The sequence below is a fragment of the Gemmatimonadaceae bacterium genome (assembly GCA_016720905.1).
GTDB lineage: Bacteria > Gemmatimonadota > Gemmatimonadetes > Gemmatimonadales > Gemmatimonadaceae > Gemmatimonas.
Map to the genome: position 1 here is coordinate 66,838 of JADKJT010000034.1, position 24,437 is coordinate 91,274.

The 24,437-nt window shown below is 64.6% G+C and carries 17 protein-coding genes; 9 read left to right on the plus strand and 8 right to left on the minus strand.

What is annotated here, in order from left to right:
• Nucleotides 1–2: 2 nt before the first annotated feature.
• The 4 genes from IPP90_21580 (at nt 3) to IPP90_21595 (ending at nt 6,057) form a co-directional block, all read left to right on the plus strand.
• Complete coding sequence (locus IPP90_21580) at nt 3–206, plus strand: Arc family DNA-binding protein (GenBank protein MBL0173224.1); 204 nt, start codon at nt 3–5, stop codon at nt 204–206.
• The gene (locus tag IPP90_21585) at nt 203–1,648 is read left to right on the plus strand and encodes an alpha/beta fold hydrolase (GenBank protein MBL0173225.1); all 1,446 of its coding nucleotides are present in this window, start codon (nt 203–205) and stop codon (nt 1,646–1,648) included. The genes IPP90_21580 and IPP90_21585 overlap by 4 nt, the downstream gene beginning before the upstream one ends.
• A gap of 50 nt (nt 1,649–1,698) precedes the next feature.
• Nucleotides 1,699–3,339 carry an alpha/beta fold hydrolase gene (locus IPP90_21590; GenBank protein MBL0173226.1) on the plus strand — a complete coding sequence of 547 codons (1,641 nt, stop codon included), beginning with the start codon at nt 1,699–1,701 and terminating at the stop codon, nt 3,337–3,339.
• 117 nt (nt 3,340–3,456) lie between these two features.
• Nucleotides 3,457–6,057 (plus strand): zinc-dependent metalloprotease, encoded by a 2,601-nt coding sequence (locus IPP90_21595; GenBank protein ID MBL0173227.1) that lies wholly within the window; start codon nt 3,457–3,459, stop codon nt 6,055–6,057.
• Between the two features lie 131 nt (nt 6,058–6,188).
• On the opposite strand, the gene IPP90_21600 is transcribed toward IPP90_21595, so the two are convergent.
• A complete protein-coding gene (locus tag IPP90_21600) occupies nt 6,189–7,448 on the minus strand; it encodes a hypothetical protein (protein MBL0173228.1) in 1,260 nt (419 codons plus the stop codon).
• Between the two features lie 218 nt (nt 7,449–7,666).
• Between IPP90_21600 and IPP90_21605 the strand changes: the two genes are divergently transcribed.
• A complete protein-coding gene (locus IPP90_21605; GenBank protein ID MBL0173229.1) occupies nt 7,667–10,264 on the plus strand; it encodes a zinc-dependent metalloprotease in 2,598 nt (865 codons plus the stop codon).
• A gap of 76 nt (nt 10,265–10,340) precedes the next feature.
• On the opposite strand, the gene IPP90_21610 is transcribed toward IPP90_21605, so the two are convergent.
• Complete coding sequence (locus IPP90_21610; protein ID MBL0173230.1) at nt 10,341–11,411, minus strand: hypothetical protein; 1,071 nt, start codon at nt 11,409–11,411, stop codon at nt 10,341–10,343.
• A 118-nt stretch (nt 11,412–11,529) separates the two neighbouring features.
• Between IPP90_21610 and IPP90_21615 the strand changes: the two genes are divergently transcribed.
• Genes IPP90_21615 through IPP90_21625 form a run of 3 tightly spaced genes read left to right on the plus strand, consistent with a single transcriptional unit; the run spans nt 11,530 to nt 15,179 of the window.
• Complete coding sequence (locus IPP90_21615) at nt 11,530–13,434, plus strand: serine/threonine protein kinase (GenBank protein ID MBL0173231.1); 1,905 nt, start codon at nt 11,530–11,532, stop codon at nt 13,432–13,434.
• A 27-nt stretch (nt 13,435–13,461) separates the two neighbouring features.
• Entirely contained in the window at nt 13,462–14,367 is a 906-nt protein-coding gene (locus IPP90_21620) for a pirin family protein (GenBank protein MBL0173232.1), read from the plus strand.
• Between the two features lie 50 nt (nt 14,368–14,417).
• Nucleotides 14,418–15,179: a DUF481 domain-containing protein gene (locus IPP90_21625; protein MBL0173233.1), complete on the plus strand. Its 762-nt coding sequence runs from the start codon at nt 14,418–14,420 to the stop codon at nt 15,177–15,179.
• A 232-nt stretch (nt 15,180–15,411) separates the two neighbouring features.
• Here IPP90_21625 and IPP90_21630 read toward each other — a convergent pair whose 3' ends face one another.
• The 4 genes from IPP90_21630 to IPP90_21645 are packed head-to-tail and all read right to left on the minus strand — an operon-like array spanning nt 15,412 to nt 20,848.
• The gene (locus IPP90_21630) at nt 15,412–15,762 is read right to left on the minus strand and encodes a hypothetical protein (protein ID MBL0173234.1); all 351 of its coding nucleotides are present in this window, start codon (nt 15,760–15,762) and stop codon (nt 15,412–15,414) included.
• A gap of 17 nt (nt 15,763–15,779) precedes the next feature.
• Nucleotides 15,780–16,436, minus strand: coding sequence for a hemolysin III family protein (locus IPP90_21635; GenBank protein ID MBL0173235.1), 657 nt, complete (start codon nt 16,434–16,436; stop codon nt 15,780–15,782).
• A 9-nt stretch (nt 16,437–16,445) separates the two neighbouring features.
• Nucleotides 16,446–17,690: a serine hydrolase gene (locus IPP90_21640; protein ID MBL0173236.1), complete on the minus strand. Its 1,245-nt coding sequence runs from the start codon at nt 17,688–17,690 to the stop codon at nt 16,446–16,448.
• A gap of 11 nt (nt 17,691–17,701) precedes the next feature.
• Complete coding sequence (locus IPP90_21645) at nt 17,702–20,848, minus strand: glycosyl hydrolase (GenBank protein MBL0173237.1); 3,147 nt, start codon at nt 20,846–20,848, stop codon at nt 17,702–17,704.
• Nucleotides 20,849–20,931: 83 nt separating this feature from the next.
• On the opposite strand from IPP90_21645, the gene IPP90_21650 reads away from it, so the two are divergent.
• A complete protein-coding gene (locus IPP90_21650) occupies nt 20,932–22,203 on the plus strand; it encodes a VanZ family protein (protein MBL0173238.1) in 1,272 nt (423 codons plus the stop codon).
• Here the strand turns inward: IPP90_21650 and IPP90_21655 are convergent.
• On the minus strand, nt 22,160–23,905 hold the full coding sequence (locus tag IPP90_21655; protein ID MBL0173239.1) for a DEAD/DEAH box helicase: 1,746 nt from the start codon (nt 23,903–23,905) through the stop codon (nt 22,160–22,162). The genes IPP90_21650 and IPP90_21655 overlap by 44 nt on opposite strands.
• The gene (locus IPP90_21660) at nt 23,902–24,339 is read right to left on the minus strand and encodes a hypothetical protein (protein ID MBL0173240.1); all 438 of its coding nucleotides are present in this window, start codon (nt 24,337–24,339) and stop codon (nt 23,902–23,904) included. The genes IPP90_21655 and IPP90_21660 overlap by 4 nt, the downstream gene beginning before the upstream one ends.
• Between the last annotated feature and the right edge of the window lie 98 nt (nt 24,340–24,437).

Genomic DNA, 24,437 nt, shown 5'->3' on the forward strand with positions numbered 1-24,437 from the left:
TCATGGCTGAACGGAAGTCCTTCCTCCTGCGCATGGACCGCGAGCTGCTCGACGCGGTCCAGCGCTGGGCGAACGATGATCTGCGCAGCCTGAACGGTCAGATTGAATTCCTGCTGCGGCGTGCGCTGCAGCAGGCCGGTCGCAAGCCGCTGGCGTCGACGCCCGCGGACTTCAATACGTTGGTTGATCACGAAGGGGAGTCATGAATCGCAGTCAGCTCGCCCTGCTGGCGGCGCTGTGCACCGCGCCGCTGGCACTTTGTCCGTCGGCCGCAGTCGGCCAATCCATCGTCACGTCGCGTGGTGATTCCCTCACCCGGGAATCCACCAGCTTCACCCTGGTGGGCGGTACGCGCTCAGGGGAGTTGTCGTCGCTGCGCGTGCCCACCGCACGCGGACTGCGCGCCTCGCCGCGCATCGCGCTGCGTTTCATTCGCTTTCGCTCCACCGCCCGAACGCCGGCCGCGCCCATTGTCTTTCTCGCTGGCGGACCAGGTGACGCGGCGACCCGCGCGTTTTCCACGATGCCGGTCGCCATCCTCGACTCATTGCTGGGCGTCGCCGATGTGATCGCCTTCGATCAGCGTGGCACCGGTCGGTCGGAGCCGAACATGGCCTGCGGCCCCGACGGCGCGTTGCCCCTGGATGCAGCGCCCACCGGCAAGATGCGTGATTCCGTGGCCCGTGCCGCCGCGGCGCGGTGTCTGGCCAGTGTCGCCGCGCGCGGCATCGCGCTCGAAGGCTTCACCACGGCGGAGAGCGTCGAGGATATCGAGTCGATGCGTATCGCCCTCGGCGTGCCCAGCGTGTCCCTGCTGGGCGGCAGCTACGGCACGCACCTCGGCATTGCCTATCTGCGCAAGTACGGTACGAAGTCAACGCGCGCCGTTCTCGCCGGCGTCGAGGGTCCTGACGACACCTTCAAGCGACCGAAGGGCCCCGATGGCGTCTTCGCGGAAGTGGCGCGTCTGGCGGGCAAGGACAGCGCCTTTCGTGCCCGCGCGCCGCTGCTCACCGTGTTCGACAAACTCCGCGCGCAGTTGAACAAGACACCCATCAAGCTGACGCAGGGCAGCACGACGGTCGTCATCACGGCGTGGGACTTACAGCGTCTGGTGGCCGACGCGCTGGGCGACATGCGGTCGGTGTCGGCGCTTCCCGCAGCCATCTATGCCATCGATTCGGGCAACGTGGCGCCGTTTGCCCGCGCCGCAATGCAGTACCGTCAGGCGCGTCCCATCAATGCGATGAACGTGCTCATGAACTGCGCGTCGGGCGCATCGCCGGCGCGTCGCCGAACCATCGCCTCGGAACTCCCCGGGTCGCGACTGGGCACGGTGATCGACTTTCCCGCCACCGCCGTCTGCGAACTGCCCAATCTGCCGCGACTGCCGGACGCGTTTCGGGCGCATGCCTCCAGTGTATCGCCCGTGCTGTTCATCAGTGGCACGCTGGATGGTCGGACCCCGCCATCCAATGTCGAGAGCATCCTGCGCGATTTCCCCAACGGGCGACATCTGGTGGTCGAGTATCAGTCGCACTCGTTGCTGGGCGACCGTGATGTACTGAGCAATACCCTGCTGTTCCTTCGCGGCGTTGACGTGCCCAGTGCGCGCATCACGCGGCCGCCGCCGATTTTCAAGCACTGAGTATTGCCCGTCGCCACCGGCGATCGGATCCCTTTTCACCGAGCCTTTCCATGCTCCACGTGTTCCTGCACCGTTCGCGCCGCCACCTCGTCGTGGCGCTTATCGCTGCGATCGTCGCCTTGGGCGTCGGGTTCCTGCTCAGCGCATTCGCGCCGACGGCGCGCGCCCAGGGAGCCGCCGGCAAGAGCCCGTCTTCAGCCATTACGTACGTCTATCTGCGCGACGCGGGCGACACCTTGGGCCTCGAGGTGTTGTCGCAGGATTCGCTGAACGTGACCGGCGTGCTTTCCATCAAGGGCCAGCCACGCATTCAGTGGTCACAACGCAAGAGCACGACAGGTCCGGGGATGTTGTCGATGGACATCTTTGCCCCCGGCGCGGCCGACAACGCCAAGGCGCTGCAGAGCGGAACCATCGTCATGACGGGCGACAGCGCCTTCGTGGATTTCACCAGTGCCACGCAACGGACCAAGCAGGCACTTCCGTCCAAGTCCGGCGCCTTCCCGCTCGTGAACGCCTCGGTCCTGCACGCCGCCTTGATTGCCGCGCATGCGCGCACATCGAAAATTGGCACCATCAATATTTTTCTCACATCCGGCGCGCAGACCATGGCCGCGACCGTCTCGCAATCGGGTGACACCACCATCTTCAAGCTGGCCTCGTCCGACATGCGCATTGTGTCCGGGCCGGATGGCATGCCCCTATCCATTCAGTTGCCCGGACAGGGAGCGCATGTCATTCGAGCCACCGGCGCCGTGAACGCCGGCGTGGGGCGCATCAACTACAATGCGCCTGCCGATGCGCCGTATGTCGCCGAACACGTGAAGATTCCGTCGGGACGCGGATACGATCTGGCCGCGACATTGACCAAGCCGAAGGGCGTGTCGAAGATGCCGGTGGTCGTCACCATCAGCGGCAGCGGTCCGCAGGAACGCGACAGTCGTATCAGCATCGTCCCCGGCTACGAAATCTTCCGGCAAATTGCCGACACGCTCGGGCGCCGCGGCATCGCGGTGCTGCGTTTTGACGATCGGGGCGTGGGCGAGTCCGGGGGTCGCGAAAGTGCGGCCAAGGGCACCAGTGCCGATTTCGCGGATGACGTGCGATCGATTGTCACCTGGCTGCGCGCGCGGTCCGACATCGATCCCGCACGCATTGCGCTGGCCGGACACAGCGAAGGCGGCATCATTGCGCCGATGGTGGCGGCCGGCAATGCACAGATCAAGGCCATCGCGCTGTTGGCCGGCCCGGCCTACGACGGCCGCAAGGTGCTGATGTTCCAGAATCGACAGGGCATCGACAACGCGCCGGGATTGAGTACAACACAACGGGACTCCATCTGGAAAACCGTGCCTGCCGCGCTTGACTCCATCAGCAAGGCCAACCCGTGGATGGGATTCTTCATGACGCACAACCCGCTCGCCACGGCGCGACGGGTCACACAGCCGGTGCTGCTGCTGCAGGGCGAAACCGATCGCCAGGTCACCGCCGAACAGGTGGACTCGCTCAACACCGTGCTGCGCGCCAACGGCAATCGCGACGTGACGTTGCGGAAGTTTCCGGCCACGAATCACCTGTTCCTGAATGACGCCTCAGGCCTGCCGGGTGGTTATGCACAGCTCAAGGACCCGAAGGTGCGGAAGGACGTGCTGGGTGCGTTGGCCGATTGGGCAGCCCGCGTGCTGCGGTAGCGAGATTGAGCAGGGAGGTCCGCCTCGTCAGCGGACCCGACCTCCCACGCGTAGATCTAGGCTACGCGTAGCAGCAATCGTCACGCTTGACGACGGTCCCCTCCGCCCTCCCCTCCCATGCGACGCACTCCGCTTTCTCTGGTCGCGATCGGCCTCGCGCTGATTGCCTGCGCCAAGACGGCCACTCCGCCGGCTCCGGCACCCACGCCCGTCCCCGCTGCTGCACCGGCCAACGCGCCGGGCCGAGGCGGTGGTGGTGGTGGTGGCGGTGGCGGTGGCGCACCTAACGCCGGTGGTGGCGGCAACCAGGGCGGTGCCCAAGGTGGTGCGGCGGCCGCGCAGGACCCCCAGCCTCGGCCGTACGCCACCGTGATCACGCCGCGCGCCGTGACCAAGTCCGGCGTGTTCAAGGTCCACCAGATCGGCAGTCGACTTTACTTCGAAATTCCGCGCAGCGAACTGGGCCGGGATTTCGTCATCGTCAGCACGCTCAATTCCACCCCGGACGAGATCGCCATTCGCGGTACGCAGGGCGGCAACAACCTCGTGCGCTTCGAGCGTCGCGACAACCGCATCCTGCTGCGCGAAGCCAGCTACAGCGAATTCAACTCCGACACGTCAACGGCGGGCAAGAAGGCGTTCGACCTGATTGCGCTTACCAAGATCCTCGCCGCCTTCAACGTGGAAGCGTACGGCGCCGACAGTGCGTCGGTCATTGAAGTGACGCGCATGTTCACCGGCGGCGTTCCGGAGTATACCGCGCTGGGCGCGCGCGCCACCGTCGATGCCACGCGTTCCTATGTCGATCGATTCGCGGCGTTTTCGCGCAACGTGAATGTCACCGCCGTGCAGACGTTCACGCCGCAGGCCGCCGCGGCCGCCGCGCCCGGAGGTGGACGGGGTGGCGCCGGTGGGGCGCCGGGCGCGACCACGGAACGCTACACGTTCTCGATTGCCAAACTCCCCGACGTGCCGATGCAGCCGCGCCTCAATGACGACCGGGTCGGATACTTCGGGGTGTCGCAGCGCGACTTCTCCGGCGCGTATCAGCGCGTCGAGACCAAGCGCTACATCTCACGCTGGCGCCTCGAGTGCTCCGACGCCAAAGTCGGCACGCTGTGCGTGCCCAAGAAGCCCATCACGTACTACCTCGACCCCGCCACACCGGCGTGGATCAAGCCGTGGATCAAGCGCGGCATCGAAGACTGGCAGGTGGCGTTTGAAGCGGCCGGCTTCAGCAAGGGCATCGTTGCCGCCGAAGCGCCAGCCGATCCCGAGTTCTCCGGTGAAGACGCCACCGTATCGATGGTGCGCTGGCTGCCGTCAGCCACCGAGAACGCGGTCGGACCCAGCCTCAAGGACCCGCGCACCGGTGAAATTATCGACGCCGACGTGCAGACGTATCTCAACGTGATGAACCTCGCGCGCTCCTGGTACTTCACCCAGGTGGGTCATCTGGACAAGCGCACGCACAAGTTCCCGTTCCCCGATTCACTGATGGGGCGGCTGGTGGAGTACGTGACCGCGCACGAAGTCGGCCACACCCTGGGCTTCCCGCACAACTTCAAAGCCAGCTCGATGTATCCGATCGACTCGGTGCGGTCGAAGACGTGGGTGGCGAAGATGGGCCACACGCCGACACTCATGGACTACTCGCGCTTCAACTATGTCGCGCAGCCGGAAGACAACATCGCGCTGGACGACCTGATTCCGAAGGTCGGACCCTATGACAAGTACGCCGTGATGTGGGGCTACTCGCCAATTGCCGGCGCCAGGTCACCCGAAGCCGAAAAGGCCACGCTGGACAAGTGGGCCAGGATGCAGGACACCATTCCGTGGTATCGCTTCGCGAGCGACGCCGGCGCGCAGGGATCCGATCCGGGCGAACAGTCGGAAGCGGTGGGTGACGCCGACGCCGTGAAGGCCACCACGCTGGGTGTGAAGAATCTCAAGCGCACCATGGCACTGATCGAAGCGGCCACGGCGTGGAAGGACGGCACCACGTACGACGATCTCGAGGAGATCTACGGCCGCACCATCGGGCAGTGGGCCACCGAGATGGGCCATGTGGCGCGGATCATCGGCGGTGAATACAAGCAGGAGAAGCTGGTCGGTCAGAAAGGCGTGGTGTTCCGCAATGTCGAACCCGCGCGCCAGAAGGAGGCGCTCAAGTTCCTCCTCGACAACGCCTTCACCACGCCAACGTGGCTGTTGGATGAAAGCATCCTGCGCAAGGTCGAAGCCAGCGGCAGTCTCAATCGTGTAGGCAACGCGCAAGCCCGCGCCCTGACCAGCATTGTCTCCAACGATCGGTTGGCGCGCATGCTGGAAATGGAAGCGATGTCCAGGTCAAAGAGCGATGTCTACGCGGTGTCCGACATGCTGGCCGATCTCCGCAAGGGCCTGTGGAGCGAGATCAGCACGGGCAACGACATTGATGCGTTCCGTCGTCGCCTGCAGCGTTTGTATCTCGAAGCGATGGCCAGCAAGATCAACCCGCCGGCCGCGGCCGCCGCCGCACCGGCTGGTGGCGCAGGGCGTGGCGGTGGTGCCGCACCGGTCTCCACGGCCGATTTCCGTCCGATTCTCAAGAGCGAAATGCGCGCACTGGACGCCGACCTGGCGACCGCCATCGCCAAGACATCAGATCGCATGACCAAGGCGCATCTTGAAGATGCGCGCGATCAGATCAAGCAAATGCTGGATCCCAAGAGCTGAGGTGCCGGAGGTTTGAGCAACTGAAGCGTTGAGCGCCAGAGGGGTGAGCCGGTGAGGGCAGATCCTGATTCTGCCCTCTCTGGCTCACCCCTCTGGCGCTCAACGCTTCAGTTGCTCACCTCTCCGGCAACTCACCACTCAACCATCCCCACCACCTTGTCCTTGATCATGATGGTCCGGTCCGGCACGACCGTGCCCGGCGCCAGATGGCACCCATCCACATACGCGCGAACCCCGATGGAAACACCCGCGCCGATCTTGGAGCGAAACACCACCGACCAGTCCTTGACCGAGACGTTGTCCCCGATGCGCGTCACCTCGTGCGGCAGGCTGGCATCGTCCGCACCGCCATGCACCACCACGTGATAACCGAACTGATCCCCGTTGCCCACATCAATGTCACTGTGTTCCAGTGCATGAAAGGTCACGCGATCCTGCAGACGCCCGACAATGCCGAAGTGAAAATGCTCTCCTTCATCCGCGCGAATCGAGACGTCCCGGCCCACCTTGGCCAATAACGCCATCAGCGGATCATCCATGCGCACGCCGCCCACAATGCGCATCTGAATTTCGGGATGAGACTCCGACAGTCCGGCAAACGTCGGCAGATCGGCATCATGATTGAAATCCGAGTGCCCCGGATCGCGCCCGGCGCCCAGCAACTGCGAGGGCGAGATATGCGCCAGGTCGGAGTAACCGGCCGCGAACGAGCCATTCACATGCAGCACCCCGTGCATGAACTCGCGGTCGGCATCGGTCACCTTGGTGACTTTGCCAAGCGCCTCGTTGTCAGCCTGTTCCTGGGTCTGGATCCACTTCCCGGGAAGGACCTTCGTGCCCGAGTGAATCACAATGCCGGGTGAGACCTTCACCAGGTGCGTGACCATGGCATCCGGCTCGACCGTCGCGCCATCGACGATGGAGTTGAACCCGACAAACGCGGGCAATCCCTTGGGCGCCCCGATAGTGGCCGGTCCGATGATGGTCGCCCCGTGCGCGATGCTCACGAAGTCGCCAACCACCACCAGCTTTCCGGACAGCACCACGTTGTCCTGCACATTGGTGTTGTCGCCAATCGCGATCGGTCCCAGCGTCCCATCGAGCGAGGCAAACGGCCCGACGAACGATCGACAGCCGATCATGATCCGATCGGCCCGCTCGCGGTGGACGCTGGGATCGACATACGAGGCGAATCCCGGACCGGCGGTTTCCGGAAAGACAGAACCGTGGTCACTGAGCTGGGTAAGGGCGCTGCAGGAGGATGTGCCGGAACCCGCCTCGCTATGGATCGGCGCTCCCGACTTCATGGCCGTCGGTTCCGCCTTGCTCGCGGTCGCCACCGGCTTCACCTGCGGGTGTTGCGCCACTGCCTGAGCGGGAGCATTGAGCATGCATAGCGACATCAAGACTACAGTGAATGCAAATGGGGTTTCTTCATGACCGATTCCGGCGGTAAGGGAGGCGTTGGGGGCTCAGGGGAGTATCGGCCACTCGTCCCCTTTGCTGAGTAGCTCCACCTCACTCGCCGCTGTCCGCGCGCCGGTCAGCCCAATAGACTCAAGCGTGCCGCGCCCGCCTCGGGTTTGGCCCTCCTTCCCTTCCCCTCCCAATGCGAATTCGCTCCCTTCCGCTTGTAGCGGCCGGACTGGCGCTCGCGGCTTGTCAGCCCGCGAAGAAGCCGGCCACCACGCCGACGCCCGTGCCTACCAGAAATGCCGGCAATACGCCTGCGCCCGGTACGCCAACACCGGGTACGCCGACGCCGGGTACGCCCACGCCAGGAAATCCCAATCAGCCACCGGCCGGCATCCCGAATCTGGCCGGCTTGGCCGGAGGCGGCGGCGCCGATCCGAACCCGCGTCCCTACGCCACCGTCATCACGCCGCGCGCCAAGTCCAAGAAGGGCGTGTTTGACGTGCACCAGATCGGCTCGCGCCTCTATTTCGAAATCCCGGCCGATCAGCTCAACAAGGATTTCGTTATCACGTCGGTGCTCGCCGGTACGGCCGCCAGCATCGGCATCAATGGCACGCTCGGCACCGACAACGTCATCCGGTTCGAGCGGCGCGAAAATCGCGTCTTCGTCCGCAACATCAATTTCAACAACGTCGCCACCGACAGCGCGCTCTCGACCGGTCGCGCCATGTCGCTGATCGGCGTCTTTCCCATCATGACCGCGCTCAACGTCGAAGCGTACGGCAAGGACAGCGCATCGGTCGTCGAAGTAACGCGCATGTTCACCGGCGGCGTGACCGAGTTTGTTGCCAACGGCCGTCGCGCCACGGTCGACGCCACGCGCTCATACATCGACAAATTCGCCGCGTTCTCGCGCAACGTGAACGTCACGGCCGTTCAGACGTACACACCGCAGGGCGGCGCGGGCGGACTGCCGAACATTCCGGGACTGACGCTCGGCGGCGGACCCTCGGCGGTCACGGAAGCGTTCACCTTCTCCATCGTGCGTCTGCCGGACGTCCCCATGACGCCGCGGTTCATGGACGCGCGCGTGGGATTCTTCGGGGAAACGAAAACCGACTTTGGTTCGCCCCAGCAGCGGGTGCTACCGCGCCAGTATATCGCCCGGTGGCGGCTCGAGTGCTCCGACAAGAAGGTCGGCAATCTGTGCGTGCCCAAGAAGGCCATCACGTACTACGTCGATCCCGCCACGCCGAACTGGCTCAAGCCGTGGATCAAGGCCGGTATCGAAGAGTGGCAGGGCGCGTTTGAAGGGGCCGGTTTCAGCAAAGGCATCGTAGCCGGCGACGTGCCCAACGATCCGGACTTCTCCGGCGAAGACGCGTCGGTGGCCATGGTGCGCTGGTTGCCAAGCCCCGTGGCGAATGCCGTCGGTCCCAGCACCACCGACCCGCGCACCGGCGAGATCATCGATGCCGACGTGCAGATGTATCACAACATCATGGACCTCCAGCGTGACTGGTATTTCTCGCAGGTGGGTCATCTGGACAAGCGCGCGCAGACATTCCCGTTCCCCGATTCCCTGATGGGACGGCTGGTGCAGTTCGTGGCCGCGCATGAAGTGGGGCACACGCTCGGCTTCCCGCACAACATGAAGGGCAGTTCGATGTATCCGATCGACTCCATCCGCTCGCGGAGCTGGGTCGCGAAGATGGGTCACTCGCCGTCCATCATGGACTACGCGCGCTTCAATTACATCGCCCAGCCCGAAGACGGTATTCCCCTGTCCGACCTCATTCCCAAGGTTGGTCCGTACGACAAGTTCGCCGTCATGTGGGGCTACAAGCCCATCCCCGGCGCCACCACGCCGGAAGCGGAACGTGCCACGTTGGATTCGTGGGCGCGCATGCAGGACACGGTGCCGTGGTATCGCTTTGGTGGCGGGGCCGTTGACCCGGGTGAGCAGTCCGAGGCCATCGGTGACGCCGATGCCGTGAAGGCCACGCGACTCGGCTTCAGGAATCTTCGGCGCATCGTCGATCTGGTCGTTCCCGCATCCACCATCGACAAGACCGCCGACTACTCCCTGCTGCGCTCCACGTATGGCGCGGTACTTGGGCAGTGGGCCACCGAGGCCAACCACGTCACCCGCATTGTTGGCGGATCCAACAAGCAGGAAAAGGCGGCCAGTCAGAGTGGTCCCGTGTGGACCGTGGTGCCGCGTGCGCGACAGAAGGAAGCCGTGCAGTTCCTGATTGACGAAGTGTTTGCCACACCAACGGCGATGATCAAGCCGGAGATCCTGAGCAAGCTCGAGTCCGATGGCAATATCAATCGGGTGAGCGGCGCCCAGGGTCGTGTGCTGAGTGCGCTCGTCAGCAATGCGAAACTCCAGCGCATGGTGGAATTCGAAGCCATGGCCGCCAACAAGAGCTCTGTGTACTCACTCGGCGAGATGCTCACCGACCTGCGTCGCGGGCTCTGGAAGGAGATCTACACCGGCGCCCCGATTGACGCCTATCGTCGCCGTCTGCAGGCCACGTATGTGGAGGCCATGGCCAGCAAGATCAAACCGCCCGCCGCCAACGCGCAGGATGCGTTGCTGGCGCAGCTGCTGGGTGGCGGCGGCCCGGCTGGTACTCGCGACTTCCGTCCCTTGCTCAAGGACGAAATGCGCACCCTCGATCGCGAGCTGGCCACCGCCATCGGCAAGACCGGCGATCGCGCCTCACGCGCGCACCTAAGTGACGTGCGCGATCAGATCAAGGCCATGCTGGACGTAAAGGACTGACGCAGCACGGTGTGGCAGTGAACACCCGGGAGGCCAACGCATCGGCCTCCCGGTTTTTTGCCCTCGCAAAACCGCATCAACACTGCGGAACGCGAAATGCAATCAGCGTCAAGGCCATGGCGCCGCTGCGTGCACCCAGTCGATTCTGCGCCACGTACAGCGTGTCGTTCGTCAGCGCGAAAACGGGACGCGTGTCTGTCGCCACGGGCACGAGATGATCGATGCAGGACGACCGCCCATCCGGCGCGATGGTGGACAGGTATGCCCGGACTTCCATCGAACCCTTTTCCATGATGAAGTCCAGATGCAGCAGCGCGGTGCGATTACCGGACAGCGCTCCCAACAGTACCAGCAACGAGGCCGGCGCCGCCTCCCTTGTCGCCACGCGCGTGCTGTCCAGTCGCGTATCAAGATCTGGTGGCACACCGCGACGGAACCGCGACAACGGTGTGGCTGAATCAAGCACGACACCCGCCGTATCGAGATGGTACACCACGTTTGCGCCGGTGAAACCCACGCGGTAGCCGCGTGGACCAAATGTGGCGAGTGATGTCGGAAACGATTCGGCGATGCGCGGATGCGCCAGCAACACCGGGGGAATGGGGCCGAGTTGCCGCACGGCCGAATCCCCCGGCGTGAGAAGCGCGATACTGGTGGTGTGCAGGAGATCCTGCATGCCGAAGAGCACCGTGTCACCCTGTGTCGCCAGGCTGAACGCTTGCGCTGGCAGTCGATAGGCGCCGAGGTGTGCGTGACGCGTCGTCGAGTAGACACTCATCCGATTGAGCGCGGCATCGGCGATCAGCAACAGCGAATCGCCCACCAGCGCCAGTGCCGTTGGCCCGATGAATTGGCCCATGCCGTTGCCTCGCGTCCCGATGGTTCGACGAAACTGACCGTCGCGCGCGAATTCGAGGACGGTGCCACTGCCGACGTCGGCCACGAACACCGCTGTGGGGCTCACCACTACCGCCGCCGGATCGGTCAAATAGTTCAGTCCATCGCGCTGCAACTCCACCGCTGGATGGGCACTGCCCAGTGTGTCGGCGGCAACAGTGTCGCCCGTGCCCTTGGTGCACCCGCCGCTCATGCCCCACGTGACCATCAGCAGCAGGTACTGTGTCGCACGCACCGCCGATCGGGTCATCTGGTTCCTGGAACGAGTGCAGCAGTGGTTGCTGTGGCCCAGGCAAGTTACTCCTGCCGCGCGGGCAACGCCTGCGGACTGACACTCGCTACCGTCCGTCACGTATTTTCCGGTACCCATGACGACCGCCGCTCCGCCCACCCCCCCCTCAGGCGAGATCGCCTCGCTCCGCGCCGCCCTCAAGGGCCAGTACTCAATCGAGCGGGAGCTCGGCCGAGGCGGCATGGGCATCGTCGTCCTCGCGCGTGACGAGCGACTCGACCGACCGGTGGCCCTCAAGGTGCTTCCGCCGGCCTTGGCCGAACAGCCGGATACCCGCGAGCGATTCCTGCGCGAGGCGCGCATGGCGGCCAAGCTGTCGCACCCCAACATCGTGCCGGTACATCGTGCCGATGACATCGGTGGCTTTGCATTCTTCGCGATGGGATACGTGGATGGCGAGACGCTTGGTGATCGCATTCGCGACCGCGGGTCGCTGCCGCCGGCCGACGTCGTGCGCATCCTGCGCGAAGTCGCGTGGGCGTTGGCCTACGCGCACGCGCGCGGTATCGTGCACCGCGATGTGAAGCCCGAGAATATCCTGCTCGAGCGCAGTACCGGACGCGCCATCGTGACCGACTTCGGCATTGCGCGCGCCGATTTCAATCCGTCGCTGACGCAGGACGGAACCGTGCTGGGCACGGTGCACTACATGAGCCCCGAGCAATCCAGCGGCGATCCGCTGGACGGCCGCAGCGATTTGTATTCACTGGGATGCGTGGGGTTCTTTGCGCTCAGTGGGCAATTGCCGTTTGACGGGCAATCGCCGCAGGGGATCCTGGTCGCCCATGCCACCAAGGAGCCACCCTCGTTGCGCTCGGTCGCACCGCAAGTGCCGACACCATTGGCCGCCGTGATTGACCGCTGCCTGCGCAAGGCACCCGTTGAACGATTTGCGACGGGCGAGGAGTTGGCGGACGCATTGGGCAAGGCCATGGGCGCCGTCGAACACCAGGAACGGGAATCGAACTCCAGCGCGATGCTTTCGAATGATGAGGCGGTGGCCGTGTGGCGGCGGGCGGCCGAGCTGCAGGCGGAGGCGGCGGCCCGACTGGAATCGCGGATGCGTTCGGCCACCGAGACGCGCCAACTCGCGGCGGCAACCGGGACGGCGTCGCATGCCGCCGCCGCGAATGGCGATGCGAACGCGAACACGCCCACGACCGTGCCCACCGATGCCTACCGCCTGCGCGATGTGGAAGCGGCCGCCGCCGAAGTGGGTATCTCGCAACGTTACGTGGCACTGGCACTCGCCGAGATCAAGGCGTCGCCAGACGCGTTGCAACGTGCGCAACCGATACCCGAGTGGAAAGAGCACCTCACTACGCGGTTGTTCGGCACCACGCAGCGCACCATATCCGTGTCGCGGATCTTCCGCTATCCACCACGGATCGTACTGCAGGCGCTTGGACGTTCACTGCAGGCCGCGCCGTACTCGCTGTCGCTCAGCGATACGTTGGGCGGCCATCCGCTGGACGGTGGAGTGCTGGTGTTTGCGCTTCCGGGGATGGCCGATGCAAACTACAAGTGGTCGTACACACGCTACGGTACGTTCGTCCCCGAGGTGCGCGTGACGTTGGCGCCGGTGCCGGGCGATCCGCGTGCGTGTGAAGTGACTATGCACGCCGACCTGCGTCGTGGCATCAATGCGAATCTCGCTGGCTATGGCGCCTTTGCCGTCGGGAGCGGAGCCGTCGGGTCCATTATCGGCCTGGCCATCGGCAAGAAGGCGCTGGCGCTGGCTGGCACGGCGTTGTTGGGACCCGTGTTTGGCGGCGCGCTGGCGCTTGGCCTTGGTCTGATTGCGGTGGCGGGACCGACGTATCGCTGGGGGATCGGCAAGACCAGTCAGGAATTGTCGGATGCCTTGGCCTCCGTCGATTCGTCCATTCGCTCCATCGATATTTTTGGCGAGGCACCACCGCCGTCATCGCCGCGCCTGTCCGGCGGTCATGGTGACGGTGGTTTTCTGATGGGGATGTAACATCAACACTTTGTGTGTGGAGTTCACGTGTCTATACGTCCCGTAAAGCGCATTGTGCAGGCTCAACCCACCATGGAAGGGGCGGGCGTGCATCTCCATCGCGCGTTCGGGTTTGGTGATACCGCCGAAACCGACCCGTTCCTGTTGTTCGATGATTTCCGCAACGACATCCCGGCTCGGTATCAGGCCGGATTCCCATGGCATCCGCATCGTGGCATCGAGACCATCACCTATGTCCTCGCCGGCAACGTCGAGCACGCGGACAGTCTGGGGAATCGTGGTGTGCTGGGTGCGGGTGATGTGCAGTGGATGACCGCCGGCCGCGGCATCGTGCATCACGAAATGCCCATGGGTGCGCCGGATGGACGCATGCATGGATTCCAACTGTGGGCCAATCTCCCGTCGACGCTCAAGATGACGGCGCCGCGCTATCAGGATGTGGCGTCGAAGGAGATCACGGAAATCACCGACGACGACGGGACGACGGTGCGCGTGGTGTGTGGCGCGTTCTGGGGACAGCGCGGCCCGGTGGACGGCATCGCTGCCGATCCCGTGTATCTGGACGTATCCGTTCCGGCGGGGCTCCGCAAGTCACTGCCGGTGGACGCGTATCGCAATACATTCGCCTACATCTTCGAGGGCACCGGCTCGTTCCGGCATGCGTCCGGCAACATGGGCGTACTGACCGAGCGCACCGCCGGCAATGACGACGATCTGGTGCGGGACCTCAGTGGCAACCGGTCGCTGGTGTTGTTCGACAGCGGTGACGAGGTGGTGGTGACCGCCGGGCCGCAAGGTATCCGATTCCTGCTGGTATCCGGCGCCCCCATCAAGGAACCGGTAGCCTGGTATGGTCCTATTGTCATGAACACGCAGGCGGAGTTGCAGCAGGCGGTTCGTGAACTTCAGCAGGGCACGTTCATCACGCCATAACGGCACGCACCACGGCGCGCCGTGTTTCTTCCGACGCCTATCCCCCACGTATGTCGCTTCGTCGCTTCACTGGCCTGATCAGCGCCTGCTGCGTCATGGCTTCCGCCTCGCTCGGCGCGCAATCCGCGCCGCCCGCACCAAAGACGTTTGAAGGCTCGGCCTCGCTGGGATTCTCTCAGACCAGCGGGAACGCCAACGCCACTACCACCAATGTCACCAACAAGTTGAAGTACACCATGAAGGGCTGGGCCATCGCCCAGGACCTCGTGTTCTTCTACGGCGAAGCCAACAGCAAGGTCAACGCCAACTTCTGGAACGGCGGCTTTCGCGGCGAACGCCGGTTGATGCCGCGATTGGGCATGTTCGTCGCCACGCGCTTCGACCGAAACGCGTTGCAGGGCATCTCGTCGCGCTTTGAAGAAGGCGTCGGTGTGGACATCACCGCCATGCAATCACCGAACAACAAGCTCACGCTGTCGCTGGGTGGCTCGATGTTCCAGCAAACGCTGACGCCGGGTTCCACGTCGACGTTCAACCGCAATTATCCGGCGGCGCGGGCGGGCCTCGACTACAAACACAAGTTTTCGGAACTCGCGTTCGTGCAGCAGATGGCCGAGTATCTCCCCAACCTCAGCGACACGCAATCGTACCTGCTCAATACCGAGACGGCGCTGGTTGCCCCGCTCATCAAGAACCTGGGCCTCAAGGTCGGATACGTGGTGCGGTACAATGCTCGGCCGCCGGTACGCAACACGGTGGTGCTGAAAAAGACGGATACGTTCTTCTCGAGCGGGATTACCTACAGCTTTTAGAGCGGTGAGCGGCCGAGGAGTGAGCAACGGAAGCGTCGAGCGTTCGAGGGGCGAGCCGGTGAGGGCAGGACTGGGTTCTCCCCTCGCCGGCTCACCCCTCAGGCGCTCAACGCTTCCGTTGCTCACCCCTCGGCCCCTCACCGCTCCGCCCTCTCCGAGCGAAATTCGGCCGCGGCGCACCACAAGCAGGTCCATGCCTTGTGTCAAGCGGTTGCAGCGACACCACGCCGGACTAGGCGCGCACCGCCACGCGCCACACCCACCAGATCAGCAACGACTGCAACGGAAGTCTGATCCACAAGGCGGCCAGATATCCCGCGCTGGCCTGCGTCGCCTGCGCCAGCTGCAGCATGTTGACGTTGGCGGGAAACACCGCCAGCAGCAGCATGATGAGTCCCCACCCGGCGGCGGCACGCGCCGCCGGTATGAGCAATCCAATCGCGCCCGCAATTTCGGCAGCGCCGCTGAGCAGTGTGGCGACTCGCGCATTCGGCACCCACGTCGGCACGATGCGATCAAACCAGGCCGGCACGATGAAGTGCGCAATGCCGGCAATCAGAAACAGCACCACCAGCGGCAGCACGCGCCGCGTGCCCGGCGTTACGGAGCGGGCGTCGGCCACGCGTACCAGAGCACCGCGAAGTAGTGGCACACACTGCCACCCAGCACGCACAGGTGCCACACCGGATGCGTCCATGCGCGGCGCTTGTCGATGTAGAAGACCACACCGCCGGTGTAGAACAACCCGCCGGCAAACAGCAGGGCCAGTCCGGCATGATCCAGTGACTGAAAGAGCGGCTTGATGGCGACGATGATCACCCAACCCATCGCCACGTAGATCGCCGTCGAGAGTCTCGAAAATTTGCCGCTGCCGAAGATCACCTTGAACAGCACGCCGAGTGCCGCCAAGGTCCACACAATCCCGAACAGCGTCCATCCCCAGGTACCGCGCAACACGCCCAGCGTGAACGGCGTGTACGTGCCGGCGATGAGTAGATAGATCGCCGCATGATCGACCACGCGCAGACGCTGCTTGATGCGCGGATGCGGCACCGCGTGATACAGCGTCGATGCCGCGTACAGGGCGATGAGCGTCGCGCCGAAGACGCTGGCACCGATCACCGACGCGCGCTCGCCACGGCTCATGGCGGCGAGCACGAGGATCGGCATACCGATCAGGCTCGCCACGAAGCCCAAGCCATGGGTCACGGCGTTGGCGATCTCCTCGCGGACACTGACAACGCGGTTGGCGGTCATCCGTGAAATCTAATGCACCGCGGCCAGCAGACGCTGCACAAAGCCATCCACCGACTGGTTGGTGTCAATCCAGCGCACCACCGCCACCAGATCGTTCACCGGATCGACATAGATGATGTTGTTCCCCGCCCCGACGTGCACGAACGCCTGCGCCGGCGCGCTGGGAACATATTTGCGGTCGGTGTTCAGGAACCAGTTCATGTAGCCGTACGTGGGCTGCGCCGGCGTTGGCGTGAGCGCCTGCGTCACCCAGGCGTCCGACATCAGCCGCTGCGTGCCCCACACACCGCGCCGTTGCGTAAGCAGCCCGAAGCGCGCCATGTCCCACGCATTGATCATCATGCCGCCGCCCCAGTGACCGCCGCCACTCACCGACTGCACCTGGCGTCCATCCAGCACAATCCAGGAGTTGTCGTAGCCGTACCAACGCCACGTGGTCGACGCGCCAATCGGTTCCATGATTCGCTCGCGTAGCACCTCCGGCAACGGGCGACGCCACATCTGCAGCGCGGCCAACGCCAGCACGTTTACGCGGACATCGTTGTATTCGTACGCCGATCCCGGCTCGACCCGCGCCCGCGTCGTCCACGTATTCACCTGTTGCGCCGGTCGATCGGCCCACTCGGGCTTGCCCCACAGGGTGCCCTCCCAATCGCTCACCTGCCGCAACAGGTTGTCCCACGTCAAGCGCTTGTTATGCGGACTGTCAAACGGGCGCAGCCACTTCGCATCGCCCGGCCAGTCGGCGCCAAGGCCCGTCCCATTCGGCGTCGCGCGCAAGATCGGCCCGATCACGTTGGCCACGGTGTCGTACACGCTGTGAATACGGCCGTCATCAACGGCCAACCCCACCACCGTGCTCAGAAAACTTTTCGTGACACTGTTGGTGATTTCCACGGCCGCCGGGTTTCCCCAGATCGTCACCACGTAGCCGTGTCGCACCACGATCCCCGTGGAACCGCCGCGCGGGGCCAACGGACCGATGGCCGCGCCAAACGGCTCGCGCCCAAACGTCTGGTAGTGATTGAGCTCCAGGTCGCGCGGCGTCTTGCTCTCCTTCTCGATGGCGTACGCAACCGCCTCGGCGAGCTTCGCCGAATCCATGCCGACGGCGCTCGGCGCGCGACGTTCCCAGGAACCGACCGGTGGCACGTACGGTGCCGCTGGTGACGCGGTGGTCTTCCGCGCCTGCGCGCCGGCGATGGATGCGGCCAGCACGCAGGTGCCTCCGACCACCGCCCGCAGCGCGCTCATCGGCAAGGTATTCATTGCAGGATCGTCCGCTTCTTCGCGGCGCTGATCACGCCCGGTACCTTGTTCGCCTGCAGCAGTGCGTTGAACGCCGCCACATCCTGTGTTTCCACCAACTCCACTTCCGCGCGCAGCGCGCTCCACAGCGCTTCCAGTTGCACCAGCCGTTCCTTCACCGGCGTGGTCACGCCACTGTTACCCTCCACCTGACCCAGCAAGAATCCGTACTGCCCGTTGATGCCGTTGGCAAAGTTGATGATGTCCTGGCCGTTGGATGCCTTGGTCGTCATGCGCGGATCGAGTTTCTCCAACTTGCCGGTCAGGGTGCGCCCCGCTTTCGCCACCGTATCGGCCCCGGCCACTTCCTTCGCCCGTGTCACGAACCCCTGCACCTGGGTGCGCAGGTCCCGCACGCGCAGTACGGCTTCGTGAATCTCGTTGATGCGATTCGACAGCAGATTCGCAATCGAGTCGCGCTCGGCGATCACACTGGCGGGTTCCGTGATGCGTGGATCCTGGCGCACATCGAGGGGCTGCGTTTGCACGACTTTCCCGGCGGTCAGTCGCACCTGGTAGCGGCCGGGCGGCACCCGCGCGCCCCCGTCGTTGGGCGCACCAAACAGCAACACGCTGCCCAGCCGCGTTGGCGCCGCGCGACGCAGGTTCCATGAGAAACTGTTGAGCCCCTCTTTCACGGTCAGCCTGTTCACCGAGTCACCTTTGCTGGCATACGAGCGCACCACCGTGTTCTTCGCGTCGAGAAACTCCAGCGTCACCGTGGACATGGAATCGGGCGCTGATGCCAGGCGGAAGAAGATCGTCGCCCCGTACGGCGGGTTGCGGCCGGCATTGCGGGTCGGGCCTGCACCACCGCCAGCCAGGACCGCGGCGCGAGGCGCATACAGATGGGCGGCGGCGGTCGCCAGCGAATCGGCACGCTGACGGATCACCGACAGGTCATCGAGAATCCAGAACGCGCGCCCTTCCGTGGCCGCAATAAGGTCGTCGTGCTTCACCGCGAGATCGGTCACGGGCGTGACCGGGAATCCCGCAAACGGCACCCACTGCGCACCGCGATCGTACGACACATACACGCCGGTCTCGGTGCCCGCATACAGCAGGCCGCGTCGCGTCGGGTCCTCGCGCACCACGCGCACCGGCTCACCATCGCGCAACCCGTTCACCAGTCGTGTCCACGTCGCGCCGTAGTCCGCCGACATGAACACATGCGGCGTGGGGTCGCCTACACGATCCTTGCGGAACGACACGAACAGCGTGCCGGCGTCGTGCGGAGACACCGCAATCTCGTTGACCAATCCATCGCCCCACGCGGCCGGCGTGATGTTGGTCCACGTGGCACCGCCGTCGCGCGTGCGCTGAATCAGGCCGTCGTCGGTGCCCACGTACAGCGTCTTCGCGTCATGTGGCGATTCCTCGATCACCACGATGGTGGCGTACACTTCGCCGCCCGCACCTTCGTTGGTGATCGGTCCACCGCCCCACCCCTGTCGCGATTTGTCGTTGCGTGTGAGATCGCCGGAAATCGGTGTCCAACGCTGGCCGCGGTCACTGGTCTTGAACAGCACATTGCCGCCGTGATACACCACCTTGTCGTCAAACTGCGACACCTCGATTGGCGCGGTCCAGTTGTACCGGTAGCGCGTCTTGTCGGTGGGTTCCGTAAGATTCATCTCCGGCCATGGCATGATGGCGCGCGTCAGTTCGGTGGTGGCGTCGAGTTCCTCGATGATGCCCTGATAGCAACCGCCGTACACCAGACGCGGATTCTTCGCACTCACGCCCATGTTGGCGCTCTCGCAACCCGGACCCGAATCCCAGTCGCGCACGTCGATGCTGCCGCCCTCGGTGCGCGACTTGATGATCACCGACGAATTATCCTGCTGACCACCGTACAGCTTGTACGGAAACGCATCATCCACCGCCACGTGATAGAACTGCGCCGTCGGCTGGTTGTCCTGCGTACTCCAGCTCTTGCCGCCATCCATGGAAATGGAAGCGCCGCCATCGTTGGCATTGATCAGGTAGCGCGAGTCGGTGGGATTCACCCACAACTGATGATTGTCGCCATGCATCGCCGCGACATTCTGGAATGTGCGACCGCCGTCGATGCTGCGCATCACCGGCGCATTCATCACCCACACCACATCGGCGTTCTTCGGGTCGGCCGTCACGTTCATGTAGTACCACGAGCGCGTCTGGATCAGCCGGTCTCCCGACATCAGGCGCCACGACTTCCCCGCATCGTCCGAGCGAAACAGGCCACCGCTTTCCGCCTCAACAATCGCGTACACGCGATCGGGATTCGCTGGCGACACCGCCACACCGATCTTGCCCACCAGCTTGGGCAGTCCGTCGGTCAATCGCGTCCAACTGTCACCGCCATCCAGCGATTTCCAGATGCCGCTGCCGGCGCCGCCGCTGCGCACCATCCATGGGGTGCGCTGATGGTCCCAGAAGGCTGCATACAAGATGCGCGGATTGGTGGGGTCCATCGACAGGTCGCTGGCTCCGCTTGTGGCGTTCTCGCCCTTAAGCACCAGCGTCCATGACTTGCCCCCGTCGGCGCTGCGATAGATGCCGCGGTCGCTGGTGCCTTTCCAGCGATCCCCCTGGACGGCGGCATACACCAGATCGGGATTCTGCGGATGGACGCGCACCGCCGAGATCTGTCGCGAGGTCGTCAACCCGATGCGTGACCACGTGCGACCCTGATCGGTGCTGCGATACATGCCGTCGCCGTACGTCGACGACTGTCCGCGAACGGCATGTTCACCCGTGCCCACGTAGATCACATTGGCATCGGACGGCGCCACCGCGATTGCGCCGATGGAACTTGAACGGAAGAATCCGTCCGAGATGTTCCGCCAGTTGATGCCCGCATCATCGGTGCGCCACAGCCCACCGCCGGTATAACCCGCGAAGTACGTGAGCGGCTGCGACGGAATGCCGGCCACTGCCACCGATCGCCCACCGCGCCATGGACCCACATTCCGCCAGCTGAGCGCGGCGAAGGTGGCGGAATCAAACGGCGAACTCGCGGCGGCAGCGGCGATCGGTTTGGCCTTCGCCTGCGACAGGAGTGCCGTCGGAGCGATGGACAGTACGGACGAAGCGAAGAGAACGGCACGGACGCGTCGCATGGGCAGGGCAGGTATGGGTCGGGAATCAGAGGCACACCAAGGGAAACTATCGTCCCACCGCGTCGCTGCCGATACTCCCACGGATGTCCGCCGCGTCCGCTACCCTGAAACCCCGATTCCGACGCGCCGCCGACCTGACGGCGGCCCGATTGGGGCGGGCGATCCTCGGGTATCTCGCCGTCGTCACAGTGATCATCACGCTGGCGCCCTTTCGCTTCGCGGCCGCGCCGGTGCACGGTCTCACGATGCTCTGGGACTGGTCCGACAGCGTCATGAACGTGGTGATGTTCGTGCCGATCGGTTTCTGCTTTCAATTGACGCGACCGGCGGGCGTGGCGCTGTCATGGACTCGCGTCCTGCTGGTGGGCGCCGCGCTCAGCGGCGGCATCGAGATCGCCCAACTGTTCGAAGCCACTCGCTTCACGTCCCTGGTTGATGTGGCCACCAATTCGGGCGGTGCCCTCATCGGAGCGGCGCTGTATCAGGTGGTCGTCCGTCGCATCGAAGGTCCGAGCACCGTCAGAACGCTGGCGCTTCAACTCCCGCTGGCTGGGCTGGTCTACCTCCTGGTGCCGTTGGTGTGGTTGACGGGACTTGCCAGCGCTGGCGACTCGCGCGTCTGGCTGGTCCTTCCCATTGTGGCATTCGCCAGCGGGATCATCGGCACCGTCTACGCCGCCTACATCGAACCCGCGCGGCGTATCACGCGCGGTTGGTTGCTGGTCGCGGTGCTGGGATGGTACGTCGTGGCGTTGCTCCCCGGCGCTATCCGGCAGCGCGATGTGCTGTTGGCCGGGGCGGCCATTGGCATCGGCGTCACCTGGGTGCGCAGCCTGTCGGCCAGTCGCTACCTCGAGCGCCATGGCACGCGCCGGTTCGAAGGACCCACGTTGCGACTGTTCATGCCCCTGTTCGCGGGCTATCTGGCGCTCTCGTCACTGTGGCCGCTGAACGCTGCGGAATCGTCCTGGATTGGCATGTGGGCGCTGCTGCAGGAGGGCGAAACCACCACCACGTCGGTGTTCGTGGCGCTCGAGCATGTCGCCGCGTTCACGCTGGTTGGGTACATCATCGCCGAGTTTCACGGACGCGATCTGGAGCACTATCGACAGATCGTGTGGCGTGTCGTCACCTGGGGCGGCGGCCTCTCGCTGCTGCTGGAGGCCGTGCGCGGATTTCATCCGGCGTACCGGGCCAGCGCGCCGATGGTGGTGTTCACCATCGGCGCGGCGGTGTTTGGTGGGTGGCTGTATCAACTGCAACGCGCGCACGTGCGGGCCTTGTTGACCCGTCGCACGTCACCGCCCGCAGCTATTTCGTCCGATCGCGACGAACCGGGACGCGCATCCCTTTGATCTTGGTGGCCTTGAGCGCCGCCACAATGTCGTCGGCAATCTCCTCGGGCACTTCCACCGTCGAGTACGCATCGGTGATCTGAATGGCGCCGATCGATCCGGCGTCAATGCCGACTTCGTTGGCGATCGCACCCACCAGGTCACCCGGGCGCATCTTCGCCTTTCGACCGGCACCCACCCATAACCGCGCCACGGCCCATTCCGGGGTCGCGTGGGATTTCGCGCCCGACTTGGCGGCCGGCTTGCCGGTTGGCTTGCGTTCAGGGCGAGCCGCCGGCTTGCCACCCGGGCGCTCGGGGCCTTTGTCACGAAAGAACGGTCGCTTGTCGTCATCACGCGCCGGCCGCGGCACCACGGTCGGAATATCCGCTTCATCCGCTTCGTCGCGCGACTCCAGCATCTTGATGGCCGCGGCCGCGACATCCATCACGTCAAACTCCTCGGCCAGCGACTCCACGATGCTGTGGAATGGCTCGAAATCACCTTCCAGAATCGCTTCGCGCAGTGACGCGCGCGCCAACTCCAGTCGGCGGGAGCGCAAATCGGCCACCGTGGGGACCGTGGCAATCTCGATCCGCTGTGACGTCAGACGCTCGATGTTGCGCAGCAACCGGTGCTCGCGCGGCTCGGCAAACGTGATGGCCACGCCTTCGCGTCCAGCGCGCCCGGTGCGCCCGATGCGATGCACGTACGATTCCGCATCCACCGGCACATCGAAATTCACCACATGCGACACGTGCTTCACATCGAGACCGCGGGCCGCCACATCGGTGGCGATCAACAGGTCGGTCTTGCGCATGCGGAACTTGTTCATCACCCGGTCGCGCTGATCCTGCGACAGTCCGCCGTGCAACGCTTCCGCGCGCAACCCGCGACCGATCAACGTTTCCGTCAATTCGTCGACTTCCGTGCGGGTGCGACAGAAGACGATGGCCGACGTCGGATGTTCGAGGTCAAGCACGCGCGCCAACGCACTCATCTTGTGCGCGCGCGGCACCATGTAGGCCACCTGACGCACGCGAGCCGCCTCACCATCCGGCACCGATTCGCGGTCGATCTTGACGGTGACCGGATCACGCAATTGCCGTTGCGCAATGGAGGCGATGCGCGGTGGCAGGGTGGCGGAAAACAGCGCTGTCTGCCGGGTCTTGGGCGTGGCCGCGAGAATCACTTCGATATCCTCGGCGAAGCCCATATCCAGCATTTCGTCGGCTTCGTCCAGCACCACGGTCAGCAACGCACCAAGCTGCAGCGTCTTGCGCCGCAGGTGATCCATCGCGCGCCCCGGCGTGGCAATCACCACATCGACGCCGCGCTTGAGGGCGCGAATCTGCGTTTCCATGGACGCGCCGCCATAGATGGCCAGCACCTGCACCCCCAACGGCTTGCCGTAACGATGTACCGCCTCGGCTACCTGCATGGCCAGCTCGCGCGTCGGCACGAGAATCAGGGCCGTCGTGCGCTCATTCGGGCGGGCATCCGGCGTCACGCGGTGCAGCAGCGGCAGCGCGAACGCGGCGGTCTTGCCAGTGCCGGTCGCCGCCTGTGCCAGCACGTCGCGGCCGGCCATGAGCGGCGGAATGGCCGCGCGCTGCACTGGCGTTGGTTCTTCGTATCCGAGCGCCGACAGCGCATCGGCCACTCGAACGTCCAGCCCGAGCGATGAGAATCCGCGATCGGGCGATTCGAGTGGTTCGGTCACGTGGTCTGGAGGAGGTCGTCCATCAGCGAGAACACGGTATCTCGCGCGGTTGGATTCTTGAGTGCGCCAAACGTGATCGCCAGGCGATCATTGTCGTCCAGCAGTTCGCGGGTGCAGCCGTTGAGGGCATCGCGAGCGGCCGCACGCTTTTCGTCAGTCAGCAGGGCCGACGCGCGCGGCAGAAATTCGATCTTGGGGCCGCCACCACGCATCGGGCGGGCCGCCCAGAACACGGCGTTCGAGCCAACGCGCTGAAAGCTCACGACGCCAGATGCGGACTCGTCGGTGCGGAATTGGAGCTGCTCGGGTCGTGCCAGACTCCACTCGATGAGCGCGTCCAGCACGGCGGTGTAGCGGGGCCGATCGGAGCCTGCAGTATCCCGGTTCATCGCGGTGATGAACGCGTCGCGGGCGATGGGCAACGTACGGGTCATGAAACCCTCCTTTAATCAGTTAAATCTAGCGGGTCGGGGGCCCCGAATGTCCCGAACGGACCCCGCCGAGCCGATCTGATGGTCTATTTTCCTGTTTA